Here is a 17,544-nt window from a genome sequence, read left to right on the forward strand (position 1 = left end):
CAACTTCTGTGACCAAGTAACTCAAAGTTGGGGGGTTGCCCGCTGTACTACCCCGTTCTTGGGACGAACACTACCTTATTGGCCCGCGCGCGTCTCATGGGCCACACTTTTTGCCAGATCCTCCATAACGCGCTGCACAACCGAAGCGTCAAATGAGAGAAAACCGAGCGGCACAGGTATCCCATTGTTCGCCTTGATCGGTGCGTGCACCAGCACTGCGGCAACCAGACCCGGAATTAAAAAAACCTCGACGGACGGTGCAAGTGCGGCTTGTTCGGCGAGGAACTGATGGTGATCAAAAGCCTCTGCGAGGTAGCGCGGCAGCGGTTTGCGACTTATCGCGATTGCACCGACCTGTTGAGCTTCGGCGTCTCCCGAAGGCTGTGGCATCAGCAGATGCGCAATGCTGTTCAGTGTGGCAGGAAGAGCCCTTGTATGACCCCAACGTACCTCCGGGACTATCCATTGGATTTCCGGAATTGGTGGTTTGCCTGCGCACCTTTCGAGTGCATATCTGACTGCACTGTGCAGACGCTCATTGTTTGCCGAAGTAAATAGCGTTCCCAGCAGCGGAACCGTTGGCCGATCGGAACGTAGCTCCCCTGCCCGGGCCGCCGCCGTGTGAAAATACCGTTCGACCGCGAGCCCGTCGCGACGCATGAATTCCCGAAGAAAGTCGGGCGCCCATGTCGTGAGTAGCTGATAACTCTGAATATCGTCCGGTCGCTTGCTGACTTTCAGCGTCTCCATGAACGCGGTGACGGACTCCACCACGGTATATCGATCCTCGAGTTGCTGAGCCTCTCGCCAGTTAGACAGGTCAGCTTCAGCTGCATGAGGTCGGCCAGTCGAGGCGGTGACGGTGATTGGAACGATCGTCGAAAATCGGTCTCCGGCAGCCACATGATCGATTGAATAGAGCGTTGGCTTTTTGCTTGCGAGTTTCCGGTCCGACAGGAACAGCTCGGAAAAATGCGTCCGAAATGCTTTGGGCACACGTTGTCTTGCGTTTGCGACCACCTCGACGTCCAGGACCGGGAGTTCATCGAGCTTCATGGCGAACACGCCAAGTCCGCGAAGTTCGACCGGACACAGAGAAAGCAAATCGAACGAGACGCTCTCCGTCCGCTTTTCGACTGCGTAAATTGCCGGTGACTGCTGATCTTCGAGAAAGAGGCTTTGTCCAGAAGGTGTGAGCCACGCTTGTCCGTTTGAGCGGGACACGTAGTCACGCGACGTAACCTCTTCGAGCACAAAAGACAATTCCCGTTGGTTGAATCCGAAGAAGCTGGCTATGTCGGCTTCCAGAATGCCGTCCGCAGCGTGCAGCAGACGAAGCAGGAACTCGCTTGTTGGTGATATCGAACCACGCTCAGATACCTTGAACGACACAGTAAAGCGACGGCAGGGAAGCAGCACATCGATCGAGTCCAGGACGATAACCTGTTCGCCCACGGACCCGGTAGAGCGGGACGGTAGCTTGAGGATCGGGCGATTTGTCTGTGTCATTGCGCGCCCCCCTTCACAGGCCTACGCGAACGTCCGGATGACGCCGCAGAATGCTGAACAGTGTCCGTCTCTCTCAACCCCCTGTACTCAACCCCATCGATTTCCCGGGCATCGCGCCGGTTCATCTGCGTTGCGAATTCCCTGCGAACTTGCCCCATGGGACCAGCGGATCGCCATCCTCGCATAGCGCCAACTAACACCAGCCGATCCATCGCACGGCTGACGGCGACATTCAGTCTGTTGGGGCGTGACATGAAACCCTCGCGAATAGTGTTCGCTCCAGCTTCCACTCTCCCGTCGCAGTTGTTTCGCACCAACGAAAGGATGACTACAGGATTCTCTTTGCCCTGATAGCTGTCAACGGTATCAATCTTGATTGTCGAACGCATGCCGTCGCTTATAAAGGCACTGCGGAGTTTTTGACGAACCAGTTCACACTGCGCGCGATAGGTGCAGATGATACCGATGGCATGCGCGTGCTCGGTCTGTGTCTCAATCCATTCGCGAAACGCGGTGTGTTGATCCCATTCCTTAACCAGATCAACGATCAGTTCCGCTTCAATGGGGTTGTTGATGGCATATTTGCGACTGTCGGGTTCGTTTTGATGAGCAAGTTCACCAAACTTATCAGTCGTGAACCACGCTAACGGCTTATCGAGTGTAGTTGGAAGACATTCCGTCGGAATAATAAGATCGGTTCTACCGTGCGTCAGCGTACCGCCGTAGAACGCTTCCGAGGCGATGCTCCCGATCGGCGATAGCATACGATACTGTTCGGTGAGTGTGTGGCCTGCCGCAGTGCCGTAACCTGAACTGAAAACTCGTTCGAAGTCGCTCATGACAACCTGACGTTCGTTGGTCGAGATTATCTTTGCTACATGCTTTACCACCTCTGGACGGTGTGTCGGTTCGAGCTGGCAATGATCCCCCACGAGAACGATCCAACGCCCGGCCTGCAGCGGAACTGCCAGTTCGCTTGCGGTGCATCGCGCGGCCTCGTCCACGACGACCAGGTCGAAGGAAGTGGACGTCAACCCTAGCGAGGATCGCCCCAATCCGACACAAGTACCGACGACAATTTGCCTGGTGCCGGCAAGAAACGTCTCAAAGGTTCTCTCCCGAGTCGAGACGCTGCCGACAAAGTCGCGCGCGAGGTTCGCTATATCCCGGAAATGTTCCAACTTTGAGGCGTTTGTAAATCCAGCCTGGCCTGCGATATCGAGCGCTACATCAACGAGGTCGTCCGATGCGACGATGTCCTTGATGTCGAGCGGATGCGCGAGCTTCCCGACCAGCAATTCGAGAGTTTGACGCAGGCCCGATTCGCGCGGATCTGCAGACGAGTCTGACGATTCACCCTGGATTTGTTCCAGACGCTCAACGACTGGCCGAATGAGCGTCTCGAGAATGATCAGTTGCTCAAGGAGGTTATCTGGAATTCCGAGTACGCTACCGGCCAGACGCAGACGAACCGACTGATCCGCCCGAAACCGGTCCTTGAAAAGACCTTCGACCTTTCCCGTGTGGTAAGCCAGCAATCGGTCCGAGACATTACTCTCATGCCCTACTCTTAACAGGCTTGGCGTTTCTCCCGCCTCATGAAAAAGCTTAACCACCGCTTCGGCTGCACCATTCACAGCCTCGTGTGACTGGCTGGCGACGAGCACGTTGCGAGCCAATCCCTGTGTGAGAGCGAAGTGCACCAGAGCTCCTATGAATCGCGTCTTTCCAGTTCCGGGAGGACCCTGGAGCAAACCGACCGGCCGCGTTTCAAGGAGTTTCGAGAGCGCTTCTGCCTGGACCTTATTCAGCCCGTACCGCGCAGCCAGGTCAGATGGTTCGGCCGCCACGGGGCGTCTGGCTACGGAGTCCGCGCTTCTCTTATCGAAGACATCAATAAGGTCAGGGTACCGCGCCTCGCGGGAGAGCAATCGCATGGTAGCGTCCCGGCGCCGCGAGCGGCTCGTGATCTCAAAGTGACTTTCGAACTTCAACCGTTGCCCGTCGGCCACTAACCCTTCCCCTGTCTTCCCGCCCCACTTGCGGACATCAATCTCAAGCAGGTTCGCCGTAGACGTGATCAGGTCAAGCTGTCCAATGCGCGTCCATCGACCGCCTTTGTCCAATCGGCAGACTGTAACTGTGTCTTCCCGGCCGAACTCAAACGTCCCGGAGTCCAGATCGAATGAAACAATGTGTCGTTGCGTCTGAGGCTTATAAGCGCTTGGACCGGTCGCCTCACCCTCGATGACAAATTCCGCTTCCGAATCGATCAGGTGACGCCAAAGCGCCTGGACGTTAAGTTGTCCTGACTCGGACTGGGACGAAATCTTCTCTTCAAGCTCGTCAGCTGAAACTTCAGACGGGGGCTCAGCGTCTTCGCTGACATCGTCCCCGGCGGATGTCTGACGGTCGGCCTCGGTATTTAGCGCCAGTCCGTAGGCCGCATCCCATGCCTCCGCGATATCCTTGTCGGACAAGACATTCTCGAGATCGCTGAAATCGTCTCGATCCGCAGCTACAAGCGTGAGCTCCGCAGAAATTGCTGCGAATTCCCATCGCGCGATACTCGTGATCTGTTTCTGGTCAATGGATTCCCGGCGTACGGAAACTGCTTGCCTCCGGCCGTCCAGCTGAAAGATCAGTTGTTCGACTGCACCGCGAATACGTAACTGCCTTCCGCCGGGCGTAACCCGGAATGCCAGGGATCCCTCGTCCGAGAGGAATGGACGTGTATCAGTTGCGCAAACACGCAGGGCAATCTCACGGACAGCGTTGTCGGTGGTTGTGTCGAGAATGAAATCGAGCGCCTCTGCAAGCGGCAGTAGTGTTCCATTCTTCGGCGACTCGGTGCGGATCTTCACAATGGCTTCGTTAAGCCTCGCCAATCCGCCGGCTGCCATGTTTGCACCGGCGACAACTTCCTCGACAATACATGTTACGGCGTAACAGTCTCGCTCGAAGCGCCCCCCTGTCATTGGGGCATATGCCCGCGATATTTTCTCTCCGTCATCGATGTGGACAAAATCAAGAAGATCCACGAGAAGCGGCCGCGGCGATTCTTCAGCGATAACGAGGATGTTTTCAGGCTTAATGTCACCGTGGGCGATCTTTTTCTCGTGAAGGGACACCACCGTAGCAATGAACGATCGCAGGAAGGCAAGCCCAAACTCAGCCTCCGTCCACGGAAGATCGGAGGTTGACATGGATTGGGCGAGATTTGGGCTGTCGACAAAATCCTGAATCAGTACAACCGCATCACCAAGCCAAATGGCTCGCAGAATTCCTGCGCATCCCGCGGGGCGCTCGATGATCATGCTTTCCGCCTGCTCAAGGAACCCCAACAACCTTGGCGCCTCGCGAGTCTGGTCGCCCCACCCTTCGCGCTTCCACATTTTCACAAGGACCGACTTCCCTTCAGAAACGCTTCGCCACATCGCAATATTCGCGTCATCTCTGATGTCTTCGACGACGGGATACTCACGCACGAGCTTCATTTGTGACGATATCGTGCGGAATCGATCGAGCCCTTTCAGAACCTCCGCAGCTGAGGGTTTGGATTCCAGAGCTAGATTGAGCGCTTCGAGCATCGTGGACGCGTCGGCGTATCGATCGTCCGCAGACCACGCGAGCGAACGCTCAAACCAATTGTGCAGGGTTTCGAATGCATCATCCTTGTCCACTGACGCGTCCCATTCGGGAGGATTGTCAGCGGTCGCTACAGGAGGACAGGCAAAGAGCAATCGATGAGCAACACACCCCAGCAGAAAAACGTCTTTCGTTCGGGAGTCGACGTCGAGTCCGAACGCGTCTTCCGGGAGTCTCACCGTAGACAGGAACTGATAGCGGTGACTGCCGAGGGATTTCACGTCTTGAAAGCTCGCGGACATCAGATGCGACAGCCGAACAAGGGACGGTGGTTCTATCCAGACGCTGTGCGCGCCGATATCAAGGTGTGATGCGTTAAGACGGTGCATCAACGCGGCCCTGTGTACGATCTGGCGAACAAGCTCGATCCGCGTTTCACGCGGGAACTCGCAAATCTGGTTGCGACTCAGATCCAGAAGACGCTGCAACCTCTTTCGACGGTCGAAGACCTCCCAATATTCGATGCCTTTTTCATCATCGTCGGTGCGGGGCTGCAGAATCGAGGTTTCAAATTCAGCATTTCGATCGTTAAGCCAGGCGATGATTTCGCGTTCGCGTCCCGCAATCTCACGGCGACCTTCCTCGTTCTGGAATCGTGTCTCCGCCTTTGTAAAGTCCCAGCGTCGCAATAGTCCTGTTGCACCACCGGCTGCGTTATCTGCGACATCGTATTCACGATAAATCTGCTTTGGATGTTCGAACGTGTAGGCATCCGACAAAGCCTGAAAGCTTCCGTACCGGCGACTTGATGGCTTGAAGTATCCCTCTTTCACGTTAAAAAACTGCTGCCACAGGTTCCGCCACGGGTCGGTCGTCAGATCCTTTGAGTGGAATGCAGCAGGAACCCCAGCAAGCATCGCAACCCGTTGCTTCGGGTCTTGAAGCGCCTTGATGAAAGCATCGAGACAAAATACGCGGTTAATTTCCGTGAGGGCTATTCCTGAACGGTCGTTTGTTCCCGTCAACACCACACAGCCGTCGACCTTGGGACACGTTGTCAATCCGTTCAGTTTCGCTCGTGCTGCGGGCGTCTTCAGATAGCGCTGCAGCATCAGATACAGTTCCCGTGAGTTCGAAAGGATCTTTTCAACCGGAGACCCACCTTCACGAGCGTTTCCGTTTACGCTCCAGGCTCCCCCGGAACTCGTAATCTTGCCGCGCCAATCTTTCAGGTCTACCGCGAGTACTCGATCTTCGATCACAAGTATTACGTCGATTTCACGACCGCCATAGGGTAGCGCAAGCTCCAGGTTGGTGAACGCCATCCACCCGCTGGGCAGGTCAGTCTGCAGTCGGTTGATACCATGTATCTCGCGATCGTGGATGCCACGGCCCTTGTTATAGATTTTCAATTGGCTTTTCTCTCAAATTCCAATTCGATTGCGACAGCCCGATCTGCACTCGGAGAACGCATGCTGGCCGCGATGATTGTTTTGTGCAGGCGCGCATGCGTAAATCCGCGTGGTCCCGATCGCCAGACGTCGTGATCCAGATAGTTGACCGCCCTTCCAGGCAATGCGCACAAACCGCCGGCTGCCAGCCGGCCCGCGCAACGAGTCACCCATGTAAACGCGTTGTCGACCGCTGATGGGTATGCGCATTCACGTAGAGACACTGCTCGTACGACGAGGTCCAACGGATCGTTTTTGCCCCTTTGCCAGATTACGACAGCATATCGGCAACTTCGAAACAGATCTTGAGTGCAATTTCGCATGGCGCCAACCTGCAAGGCATGTGGCAGCGGTGCCGCAGTCACAAAGATCAGGACCTCAACCGCCTCTTCGCTGCCTCAACGTTAAACTCACTGGCCATCTGTCGCCACGACGCGGCGATCTTTCGACACAACTGCTTGGCCCTTTGCCAACGCTCGGGAAGCGCCTGCGCCCGGAGCAGCCATTCTTCGGAAAGCTGTTCCTCGAGTGCGCCACCATCGAACACCCCCCGTGTCGTAACACCTCGACTGTTGACGACTTCCATGGCCAGACCATCCTCAATCTGGCGCGAACCCAGTTTTTCGAGAGCACCGGCCAGCACATCGCCTGGCCAGCGGCCATCGCGCTCAGGCGGGCTGTGCAATAGCACGGCTCCGATATACTGGTCAGCGACGGCCGCTCTGTCCGACTGCTCAGCAAGTGAGCGAGCCTCGGTTATCCACTCCATCAACAACGGCGTTTGCATCTCGCCTGCCGCGTTCAGGCCGGGGGGCGTGCGCCAGGTACGAAGGACACGCCAGGCAATAGTGGCATTCGCCTGCTCCAAAGGGTCTGGTGAGTCCTTCTCGGCATGCTCGTCCGCCCGGTTCGCGGGCGCATACGCGGCGCAAATTACAGCGATAAACTCATGAGGTTTCTGAGCCATGGTCCGATGAAAGGACAACTGCTCCCCTTCCCCCAATTCACCCAGAAGGAAAGGAAGGCAACGTAACTCCAGGCTGTCGAGCGCTTCCTGCGATACGTCGTTTTGCTTGCGCAACCAGCTGATGGTCTCTTTGACGTTGTACCCCAGCATCGGAATCGATTCCCACTTTTCCGCCAGTTGACTCAGCGCTGCGTTCATCACGTCGATCGCAATCCCGGTACTCAACATCTTCATGCTCTGGTTAACCAGCTCGGCTGCCCGCCCATGGGCAACAAGCGCGACTGCGATCTCGTCACTGAGTGACTTGTCAGTAGAACGAATGTATTGACTTCGCGTCGCCCAATAACGCGATACCGCTGAAGGCGGCTTGTCCTTCAGACTGTCTATTAGCGTCCGGCTGTCTGCCATGTCCGCCAGACAAAGTCCGAGAGACCATTCCGGCCAGTCACGCGAGACAGTCGCGTCTGAAAGCTGTCTCATCCAGTCGTCACCCGCGAGAGCAAGGCGCGTCGCACAAAGAACCGGTACGCCCCGTTCGTCACGAGAGGATAGTCGTCCAAACCACCGGTCGAGCAAGGCAAAGATCCCTTCAGTATCCTGAATGCTCTCGGCCGCCTGCTGCGCCACGAGATACGGCTGGCGTGCCTTGCAGAACAGATCGTCCACCGCGCCAACACCGCTTTCCAGCACTTTGCGAAGTGCCTGGTCGCGCAATGCCTTTACCTTCTCCGAAGCCACATTGATGTCAGGTTCAACATCCGCCAGGTCCGGAAGAAATTCGTCGAACAGCCACCTGACTTCCTCCACTACTGTAGAACCCCGGAATTCTTGGCCCACTGCGTCCAGCGCGTCAGTTTCGACGGCCGGCATCGCCCAAACTGCGTTCGAAAACCTGCGATGTCTGGCTACCAGCTGCCGTATCCCTTCTAGGATACCTTCCCTTGTGGACGGAGCGAGATTCGGTGCCCTCGCTGTAGTCGTCAATTGCGTCCGCAGCATCGCGCGATGTTCCGGAGAAAACATCGGATAGTGGTCGATGAGGATCAGTTGACGCTCGGGAGCGGAATCACTCAAGGTAAGTGCAAAATCGATATAGGCCAGGAACGCTTCCCGTCTGTGTTCATCGGTCAACGGCGCACGAGTAGACCGTCCAAAGTCTTTCCACACCGGCTCCTGCGTGGGGAAGTTAGTGTCCGAGTTTCGCGGCAGGATAGCCACTGCAAGTCGCCATGCTACTGTCGGGAATGTTTCTGCAAGGCTGTTCAGGGCGTCCAGGCGCTGGGATAGCGTCGCACTAGTGCCAGGACTCCACGCTAGGAAGATAGAACGGAGGCTGTTTGATGGCCTGTTCACAATCCTGCCGTCACCTTCGTACTCTACGAGACGCGCAAGCAGGATAGCGATGCGGGTGAGATACGTTGGCTCCCACGCGAGGCATTCAAGTGCGGATAGAAGTCCCGTATGAAGTACTGGCCCAAAAAAGCCTTTGTCCTCGAATAACGGCTGCAATGTTGCAGGAGAGCCCTGGAGGGCCTGCTCCAGGGCTTCAACAAAAGGGATAGGTGCCGCCTCAGCCATCGTCGGAAGATTGGATGATAGTGCAGCGAAAAAGCGTGGCTCATCGCGGAACATCGCAATTCTCCCGACCATCTTGTCCACGAATGCCTGACAACCTCCATACTCGTACGCGATGTGTTCGCTATCCAGCACCTCTTTGAAGGCAGAAATGCGCAGTATGGTTTCGAGCAAACCATCCCGAAGCCAGTTGGAATGGTCCTGCACCATCACCTCTGCTGGAAGCGTGAGCGGGCCGTCCCACGCGGGAACGATCGTCGGATCGATTTGCGCGAAGACAGTTTCGATACATTGCTCCAGCGTCTTCAGGAGAGGCTGCGGTATGCGCTTCGCCGAGAGTGCAAAAGCGACTGTCGGCGCAACCACGGAGAGCACGCTGTCCACCCGCTCCAGAAAGGGTGGATCGCTGCGCATGTGGAGACCGATCTCCTGAACAAATGTTTGATAGTCGACACCGCTCAGGGTCTGGAGAATCTCCTTGTCTTCCGTGGCTCGCTCATCCCACCCCGACGCGAGAACCGCGGGCAGTGTCCTTGCCAGGTGCCCCGGCTCGCACCACTGCGGCGCGTTCGCGAGGGCATTGCCTTCATGCCGATTCCAGACCGACCAGACAGAAACGCTAGCCCCGCAGGTTCGTGCCTCCTGCTCAGCACGTTCAGCCTCCATACCCATCGACTGCTGGAGCGCTTCCGCAAAATCCCTTCGAAGTGCGCGCCTGATCGTGACAGGCTTGTGGCTCGGTACAGCATACCCAATAGCGTTCACAACATAATGTCCAGCGTTAGCCAGGATAAACGCTGCTTCGTTGGCGGGCGGCAAAAGGACTGTCACCGGAAGTTGTGTGTCCGCGACAGGTTGAAGCGCCAGGATCTTTGCGGCGTCCAGTGACGAAACGACGAGTGAGTTACTAAGCGCGTTCTCAGCCCCCTCCCTCTCGCCCCGCTGTTTGAGATATGCATAGAGATATCCGGCCGTTTCCGCGGCCGAGTCCGTCAACAGCGTGAGGGTCTGCCCTCTCTGTGGCCGGAACAGCTCATCCGTCGCCTTAGCGGGTCGCCCTGCCGTAACGAGTTCAGTAGATATCGGGGGACGGTGCTGCGTCGACCAGTTCCACCAGAAAGTCTCCAGCGATACGCCGTACACGCCAGTACCAATCTCGAGATGTTCCGCACACCATGCTTCAACGGCGGGGCATTTCTCGATCCACTGCGCTAACGCCGGTGCATCGATGACGTAGACTCGGCCCCAGGTGTTGCCTGGCAGGTTCGATATTTCCCTCTCCAGCTTTCTGACGTCCTGCAACTTTCTCAACGTCACCGCAACGTATGCAGTTCTACTCTTGTCCCAACCGTCCGGAACCTCCCTGCGAAAAGACTTTTTCACATCCTTGAGGATCTTGCTTCGGGTCGCATTTTGCGTGCTCAACTCCCAAAGGGCGTTGAACGCCGGCTCTCCTTCTGTCGCCCGCAGTTGCACATGTCCGTCCCAGCCAGAAAGATTATTCGCGGTTCCGGAATGAAATCCGATCGTCGCGAGCCGATTGGGCACCCAGCAATATATCAACCGGCGGATAAGCTCACCCAGGAGAGTCGGGCCCCGTTCTGCAGTTGCAAATCGTTCCAGGTCTTCAGTTTTGACCGTTGCCATAATGTTTGATACCAGTGACTAACCATTCCACGGCGGGTGAACAACGGCGACGCCGCCGATCTCTTGCAACGTACGCGCGGAAGGCTGTTTTTGGATTGTGCGACCGGCCAAGATCAGGCTGACGCTGCAGACGACCCCACATGTGGTCCAATCTGGAAATGCCTCGACCTCCCGCGGGAGTCGTTGAGCGCGCCCGGAAAAACACGCTTGCGCATGCGGAGCATATCAGCGGGTCAGAAACATTGCATCTGGGTCGCTTGCCATTCAAAATGCAGTTAGCATGACAAACAAGTTACGGACGTGGCAGTGGCATTTTCGGACACTGACGAACGTGAGCCGGACACAAGAAGATCGCTCTGTCTAAACGACTGGTGAGATTGTCGGTGCCTGTGCTGCCCGTGGCCGAAAAGCACAAACCCGAATCGTGGGGCGTGCAGTCGTTGTGAACTACCCCGCGATATCGCAGGCACGGGTATCTGGGCACGGCGATCACGATTGCACGTTACCCGGTACGCAATGAGGAAACGAAATGAAGCTTGACGAGTACATCGAGCATCTCCAGCGCCTGCAGAAGCAGTATGCGGGGCTAGACATTGAGGTCGCCCAGAGAAATCCGAGAGTGAACACGGACGCCGGACTCTATGTCGTGCCGGCGAATGCCCCTCGTGTTTGGCCCGTGAAAACAGAGGATTCCCACTTTCATTTGATACCACTCGGCGCACAACCACTTGACCCGAACACAAAGCCGGATGGCCTGGGTCCACACGGCGTCATCCTGGTGCTCGACGCGGAATGATTGCTTACCAGTCGCTTACCAGCGGCTGGGTGTTTGATGAGTAGAGTTGACCAACGCACAACAATCAGTTGACTCCGGATATCGCGATCACGCTGGCGACCACGTTCCCCTGGCTGAAGGTCCACCACACCGGGAACGCGAGCGCGAGCTGCAGCCACGCGAACAGGCGATACACGCGCACGCGGCCGTAGCGGTCGCTCAACCACCCCGTCAGCGGCACGGTGCAGGAGCCCACGGTCGCCGCGCACACCAGCGCGAACGCGCCGATCGGCCCTTTCATCCCGATCACGCCCGCCAGATAGCTGACGGCGAGCGCCTGATAGATCGACGAGCCGCCGTTCTCGGCCATCCGCAGGCCGATGCCGATCCGCAGCGCGGGCCGCGAATGTTGCAAGGCGCTCTTGAGCGGATTGGTCGCCAGCTGCGCGCGCTTTTCGAGCCGCACGAAGGTCGGCGACTCGTGCAGGCGAATCCGCATGTACAACCCGACCGCGACGATCACGGCGCTGAGCAGGAACGGCACGCGCCAGCTCCAGCCGTCCGTGACGTGGTCGAGATTCGCGAGCAGTCCGAAATAGACGGCCGCGGCCAGGACCGTGCCGAGCTGGATGCCGAGGAACGGCAGCGACGCATAGAGGCCGCGCTTGCCGGGCGGCGCGTATTCGGTCATCAGCACCGCGGCGCCGGCCTGCTCCGCTCCGGCGCCGAGCCCCTGCAGGATGCGCAGCATCACCAGCAGCGCGGGCGCCCAGTAGCCGGCCGTCTCGAAGGTCGGCAGCACGCCGATCAGCGTGCTCGCGACGCCCATCAGCAACACCGTCGCGGTCAGCACGAACTTGCGGCCGAGCCGGTCGCCGAGCACGCCGAACACGCATCCGCCGAGCGGACGCACCGCGAAGCCGACGAAGTAGGTGCCGAAACTCGCGATCAGCCGCATCTGCGTGGTTTGCGACGGGAAGAACAGCGGCCCGAACACCAGGGCCGAGGCGAGCGTATACAACGCGAAATCGTAGTATTCGAGCGCGCTGCCGAGCGAGCAGGTCCAGGCCGCGCGGTTCAGCTGCCGGGTATCGACGCCGCGGCGTGCGCCGCCCTCTGCATCGTGCCGCGCGGGCGGCGGGGGAATGCGATCCATCGTGGTTGTCTCCTGTCTCCTGCTTCCGTTCCTCAACCCGTTCGCGCGGCGCGCGGCGGGACGTCGGCCCGCTCATGCGGCGGGTGCTTTCGGGAATGCGAGGGCCGAGCGTGGAACCCGCCGCGGCGGCTGTCGCGGCGAGGCTCGTGTGATCGGCTGTCGGTATGTTGGGGCGCCTGTCGCGGGCCGCGCCAATAGTCTTTTTTGATTCGGTGATCACGACGGCTGATTACCGCACACGCCAGTAGCGGGTGTGGTCGCGATTGCATGCGGATCGCGATGCGGTGGGAACGGGGGCGAATGGATCAGCGCCCGGTGGGCGCCGCGATGGAGAGGATGACGGGGATTGAACGGGAACGGCCGGCGTACCGGCCATCGCGCTATGGCAGCGAATCGCAGGCGCCGGCGGTGTGTTCGACGTAGCGCTGCACGTTCTGGAGCATGGCGTCGCAAGCCGGGATCAGTTGCGCCTGCTGCTTGCGAATCGGATTGAACTCCCCTTTCAAGCCGCCGTTCTTGCGCAGAACGACCGCCGCGTACTCGGTGGCGAAGGCCGGACACGATTTGGTCAGGCGTTGCCAGTCCGCGCCGGGCCCGGTCCCCACCACGTCACTGGTGGCGTCCGGGCATTTCGGGTTCTGGCTCTTCCGGATCTTGCAGGACAGCTTGCCTTTGAACTGATCCAGCATGCAACCGTCCTGACTCGCCGTGTATTTCTGGAACAGCGTCTCGAGCGAGGGATCGGCTCGCCGCGCGCCGTAGGAGGTTTGGAACAGTCCGGCTTCGGCGCTGCCGGGATCGTTGAAGCACTGGCTCACGTCGCGCCCTTCGCAATATTTTCCCGAACTCTCGCGCATACCCAGGCCGAGCAGCAGCAGATAGGTGTGCCGCAAGGTGTCCACGCCCGACTGTTCGTTGCGCATGCCGAGTTGCTTGAAGATGGCGTCGTAGGCGGCCAGCCCGTCGGTTTTCTCGTGCTCGAGCGAGGCGGCGCTGGATGCGACCACGACATCGGCGTTCGCCGGATGACAGACGGAACGCGCGAACACCAGCGACAGGCCGACGACGTAGGACTTCGGGGCGAGGCCGCGATCGCGCCAGTCAATGCTTCGGCAGGATGACGCGGAGACGATGTTGGTGATCGCCGCGACAGAATCAGTGGGAGCGGCCAGCGCGCCGGCCTGAGCGCTCGCGGTGACCGAATAGATCTGCAGAAACGCGGCACCAAATGCGGTGACGGCCAGGCCATTGACTCGTTTCACGTTCCACCCCCTGTTTGTTCGTATCTTTTTTTCGACGGCCTGGATGTGTTTGCAAGATGAAATCTAGCAGAAATGATTGGGAAAGCAACGCCGTTCGCGCACTCCGATCCGATCCGGCGCCCGCCTCTCTTTACCGATGAATCCGCGCAACGCTCACGAGGCTCGACATCAGCGTCACCGCCGCCGCCAACCCGAAGGCCAGTCGCGTGAACGCCGTGCCCGGCACGCCGGCGCCGCCCCCAGCGCGGCGCCCAGCGACTGCCCCATGGTCTTCGCGGTCGACGGCACGCCCGACGCAAACAACGAGCGCGCCTTCGGGACGTTGCCGAGCATTCCGCTGTTGTTCGGCGGCAGGAACAGGCCGTACCCGGTCCCGCACCGGCAGAGGCGCCACAACAGGATCGTGCCGATCGACGCCGGCGAAGGCATGCAGGCACTCAGCGCGAGACCGGTGGCCATCACGATCACGCCCGCCGACGACGACAGCGTGCCATTGATGCGCCCCGCCAGCTTGCCGGCCAGCGGCGCGACCACCACCACCGCGAGCGGCCACGCCGTGAAGATGAAGGCCGACTCCAGCACGCCGTAGCCATAGGCCGACGGCGACCGTGGGGCCGTCACCGGCCGGGCTTTCGGTCGATCCCGGCCGGCGACATCGATGGCGCGCGGCGCGCCACCGTGATGCGCGCCTCGTGGCGCGCTTCCGGCCTACGGCCGGTGATACCCGCCCACCACCCCGCGCGGCGACAGCACCCACTGCCACAGCTGGATCTCGCGCGCGCGAAAGCCGCCCGCGCACGACAGCAGGTAGTAGCGCCACATCCGGCGGAACGTCTCGCCCTTCTCGGCAGCGAAGCGCGGCCAGGCCGCGTCGAAGTTCCGGTACCAGGCCATCAACGTCCGGTCGTAGTCGGCGCCAAAGTTGTGAAGATCCTCGACCACGAACAGCCCTTCGAGCGCTTCCGTCACATGCGCGAGCGCCGGGATTTCGCCGTTCGGGAAAATGTAGCGGTCGATCCACGGATCGGGCGTGGTCTCGCGGCGGTTCTTGCCGATCGTGTGCAGCAGGAACAGCCCGTCGTCGGCGAGGCAGCGCTGCGCGACTTCCATGTAGGTTCGATAGTTGCGCGCGCCGACGTGCTCGAACATGCCGACGCTGGCGATCCGGTCGAAGCGTTCGTCCACGTCGCGGTAGTCGGTCAGGCGAAACTCGATCGGCAGGTGCGCATAGCGCTTCGCGCCCCAGGCCGCCTGCTCCTTCGAAATCGTCACGCCGACGCACGACACGCCGTAGCGCTCCGCCGCGTAACCCATCAGGCTGCCCCAGCCGCAGCCGATGTCGAGCAGCCGCATGCCGGGCTTGAGCCCGAGTTTCCGGCAGATCAGGTCGAGCTTGTGCTCCTGGGCCTGATCCAGCGTCGTCGCGCCGTCGCCCCAGTAGCCGCAGGTGTAGGTCATGCGCCGGTCGAGCATGGCCTCGTAGAACGCGTTGCCGATGTCGTAGTGCTGCTCGCCCACCTGCCACGCGCGGCGCGCGGTCTGGCGATTGGTCCAGCGTGCCCGCAGCGCCTGCCAGATCAGCCGCGTGCCATGCACCTGCTCGTCCACCCGCGCCATCAGGATGCGGCGGAACAGTTCGTCGAGCTGGTCGCACTCCCACTGCCCCTGCATGTAGGCTTCGCCGAAGCCGAGGTTGCCGTAGGCGAGCACGCGCTCGGGTACCTTGGGGTCGAGAAGCCGGATGTCCCACGGGCGTGAACCGTCGAGACGGACGTCGGCGCGCGACAGCAGTTCCTCGACAAGCCGATAGGCGGCGGACGTATGCACCTCCGCCTGCACGGGTTCGACGCGATCTTCCGGTTGTGTGGCCACGGTCGCTGCCTCCATTCTCAGGTTGGCCGAATTCGAACATCCATCGCTGCGCCCGATGCCGCGCTGCTCCGCATTCGTGCCGTCAGGACGGAAACGATACCATTGCGGAAAGCGGGCCATGGGCAGTCGTCACTTCCGGGGATCGACCCGGAGCGCGAAAATGAAAATACTACGTTCCGTTGCCTGCTGCATTGATTCGTGCGTGCGCAAAGACTTCTACGCCCGACGCAATAATCCTGCCGCCGCGCATTAATCTGCTTACGCAAAGCTGTCATTTTTGAAAGCCGCGAAGTGCTCGTGCGCTTTCGTTTTACCAGTCCCGTTTACCGGTCCCTATCGATTTCTTTTGATTGGCATTCGACAGTAACGCGGCGGCCCGGTACGGAGAGCAGCAACGAGGCGGATCGCGGGCGCGGCGCGTCGTGAGCGGACAGACGCGGGGCCGGAAAACCGGCCGGCAGGAATCGGGATGCAGGACGGGCCGGCTCAATCGCCAACGCCGTCACCAAGACAAACGTACCGCGCGCCTCACACCGCCGGCGGGCTGCCGGAAGCCACCAGCGCCGTCAGCCGCGCGCGGTCGGCCGTGTAGTCCGCCGTATGGAACGCGGCCAGATCGGTGGCCAGCGCATCCCACAGCGAGAGCGCGCCAAGCGCCGCCCCGCGCGAGAGCGCCTGATCGATGGTGTCGTCGCCGGCATGATCGACGGCCGCGCGCTGGAGATAGTAGTGGATCTCCAGTTCGGCGCGCGCCGTGATATCGGCATAGGTCAAATGTTTGGGCACGGCAAAACCCTTCTGCTGCCGCCGCGCTTCCTGGAGAAACGAGCGGCGTGACGTTCGATTGTCCCGGGCGCTGCCGGCAGGCCGTCGAACGGTTCCCTGAATCTTCTCGCTGGCGGCGCCGCACGGCGCCCGCTCAGTGTGCCTGCAGCAACGATAGCAGGTCGCGTACCGCCGCTTCCTCGTCGTGCCCGTCCACCAGCAGTTGCACCAGCGAACCCGCGCGCAGGCGCGATGCCGCCGGAGCCTTCGCATCGATCTCGCGGCCGTCCGCGATCAGCCGGATGTCGCTGCCGAAGCGCCGCGCGCATTCGGCGAGCGCCGCGCCGCAGGCGCCGGTTGCCGAGAAGTCCCGCGTCGTCGCGAGCCTCACCTCCACCCAAATTGCCATGACATCTCCGAGGGGCGCGAGCGGCACGAACGCCTGCCGCGCGCCTGCCGGTTCCTCCCCCGACAAGCCCGGCGGGACATGCAAACCAGCGGGGAAAAACGGCAATGCCGACGTTATCTCGATATCATCATAGCATGTGTCGTGCATTATAATGAAACGCACATTCACGTCGTGCCGCCCTCGCGCGGCCACCCCGCCACCCCTCGACCGGACCCCTCATGTCAGCCCTGCCCGCATGCCCGCAATGCGCGATGAACAACACCTATCCCGACGGCGAACTCGTCGTCTGCGCGGACTGCGGTCACGAGTGGTCGCCCGGGGCGAACGCCGACGAGCCGGCGGCGCCCGCCGAGGCGGTGGTGAAGGACGCGCACGGCAGCGTGCTCGCGAACGGCGATTCGGTGGTGCTGATCAAGGACCTGCGGGTCAAGGGCTCGTCGATCACGCTGAAGGTCGGCACGCGGATCAAGGGCATTCGCCTCGCCAGCGGCGATCACGAAGTGGACTGCCGCACCGACGCCGGCAATTTCATGTTGAAGGCGTGCTACCTGCGCAAGGCCTGACGCGG

11 protein-coding genes are annotated in these 17,544 nt (G+C 60.1%); 2 read left to right on the forward strand and 9 right to left on the reverse strand.

Annotation, left to right across the window (positions count from 1 at the left end; genetic code table 11):
- Positions 1–75 precede the first annotated feature (75 nt).
- The 3 genes from bpln_RS35245 to bpln_RS35250 all read right to left on the reverse strand — a co-directional run bounded on the left by bpln_RS35245 (position 76) and on the right by bpln_RS35250 (position 10,737).
- On the reverse strand, positions 76–1,509 hold the full coding sequence (locus tag bpln_RS35245; RefSeq protein WP_148653971.1) for a hypothetical protein: 1,434 nt from the start codon (positions 1,507–1,509) through the stop codon (positions 76–78).
- Positions 1,506–6,509 carry an AAA domain-containing protein gene (locus bpln_RS33810; protein WP_148653972.1) on the reverse strand — a complete coding sequence of 1,668 codons (5,004 nt, stop codon included), beginning with the start codon at positions 6,507–6,509 and terminating at the stop codon, positions 1,506–1,508. Before bpln_RS33810 ends, bpln_RS35245 begins: the two co-directional genes overlap by 4 nt.
- Positions 6,510–6,918: 409 nt before the next feature.
- The gene (locus tag bpln_RS35250; protein WP_148653973.1) at positions 6,919–10,737 is read right to left on the reverse strand and encodes a hypothetical protein; all 3,819 of its coding nucleotides are present in this window, start codon (positions 10,735–10,737) and stop codon (positions 6,919–6,921) included.
- Between the two features lie 529 nt (positions 10,738–11,266).
- Here bpln_RS35250 and bpln_RS35255 point away from each other — a divergent pair.
- Entirely contained in the window at positions 11,267–11,533 is a 267-nt protein-coding gene (locus bpln_RS35255; protein ID WP_148653974.1) for a hypothetical protein, read from the forward strand.
- A 64-nt stretch (positions 11,534–11,597) separates the two neighbouring features.
- Here bpln_RS35255 and bpln_RS08935 read toward each other — a convergent pair whose 3' ends face one another.
- From bpln_RS08935 to bpln_RS37660, 6 genes are all read right to left on the reverse strand, one after another.
- Positions 11,598–12,668 carry an MFS transporter gene (locus tag bpln_RS08935; RefSeq protein ID WP_244132068.1) on the reverse strand — a complete coding sequence of 357 codons (1,071 nt, stop codon included), beginning with the start codon at positions 12,666–12,668 and terminating at the stop codon, positions 11,598–11,600.
- Positions 12,669–13,048: 380 nt separating this feature from the next.
- Positions 13,049–13,930 (reverse strand): hypothetical protein, encoded by an 882-nt coding sequence (locus bpln_RS08940; protein WP_055138617.1) that lies wholly within the window; start codon positions 13,928–13,930, stop codon positions 13,049–13,051.
- A gap of 174 nt (positions 13,931–14,104) precedes the next feature.
- Complete coding sequence (locus bpln_RS08945; protein WP_055138618.1) at positions 14,105–14,551, reverse strand: MFS transporter; 447 nt, start codon at positions 14,549–14,551, stop codon at positions 14,105–14,107.
- An 87-nt stretch (positions 14,552–14,638) separates the two neighbouring features.
- Complete coding sequence (gene cfa / locus bpln_RS08950) at positions 14,639–15,817, reverse strand: cyclopropane fatty acyl phospholipid synthase (protein WP_208459479.1); 1,179 nt, start codon at positions 15,815–15,817, stop codon at positions 14,639–14,641.
- 513 nt (positions 15,818–16,330) lie between these two features.
- On the reverse strand, positions 16,331–16,588 hold the full coding sequence (locus bpln_RS08955; protein WP_123863504.1) for a hypothetical protein: 258 nt from the start codon (positions 16,586–16,588) through the stop codon (positions 16,331–16,333).
- 133 nt (positions 16,589–16,721) lie between these two features.
- The gene (locus bpln_RS37660; protein WP_244486959.1) at positions 16,722–17,144 is read right to left on the reverse strand and encodes an HPr family phosphocarrier protein; all 423 of its coding nucleotides are present in this window, start codon (positions 17,142–17,144) and stop codon (positions 16,722–16,724) included.
- Positions 17,145–17,194: 50 nt separating this feature from the next.
- On the opposite strand from bpln_RS37660, the gene bpln_RS08965 reads away from it, so the two are divergent.
- Complete coding sequence (locus tag bpln_RS08965) at positions 17,195–17,539, forward strand: zinc ribbon domain-containing protein YjdM (protein WP_055138620.1); 345 nt, start codon at positions 17,195–17,197, stop codon at positions 17,537–17,539.
- Positions 17,540–17,544: the final 5 nt, after the last annotated feature.

It is taken from the genome of Burkholderia plantarii (genome assembly GCF_001411805.1).
Lineage (GTDB): Bacteria > Pseudomonadota > Gammaproteobacteria > Burkholderiales > Burkholderiaceae > Burkholderia > Burkholderia plantarii.

Excerpts from the sequence above, each read along its gene's own strand:
- bpln_RS35245 (WP_148653971.1), bottom strand. The coding sequence starts at position 1,509 with ATGACACAGACAAATCGCCCGATCCTCAAGCTACCGTCCCGCTCTACC.
- bpln_RS35250 (WP_148653973.1), bottom strand. The coding sequence starts at position 10,737 with ATGGCAACGGTCAAAACTGAAGACCTGGAACGATTTGCAACTGCAGAA.
- bpln_RS35255 (WP_148653974.1), top strand. The coding sequence starts at position 11,267 with ATGAAGCTTGACGAGTACATCGAGCATCTCCAGCGCCTGCAGAAGCAG.
- bpln_RS08935 (WP_244132068.1), bottom strand. The coding sequence starts at position 12,668 with ATGGATCGCATTCCCCCGCCGCCCGCGCGGCACGATGCAGAGGGCGGC.
- cfa (WP_208459479.1), bottom strand. The coding sequence starts at position 15,817 with ATGGAGGCAGCGACCGTGGCCACACAACCGGAAGATCGCGTCGAACCC.
- bpln_RS08965 (WP_055138620.1), top strand. The coding sequence starts at position 17,195 with ATGTCAGCCCTGCCCGCATGCCCGCAATGCGCGATGAACAACACCTAT.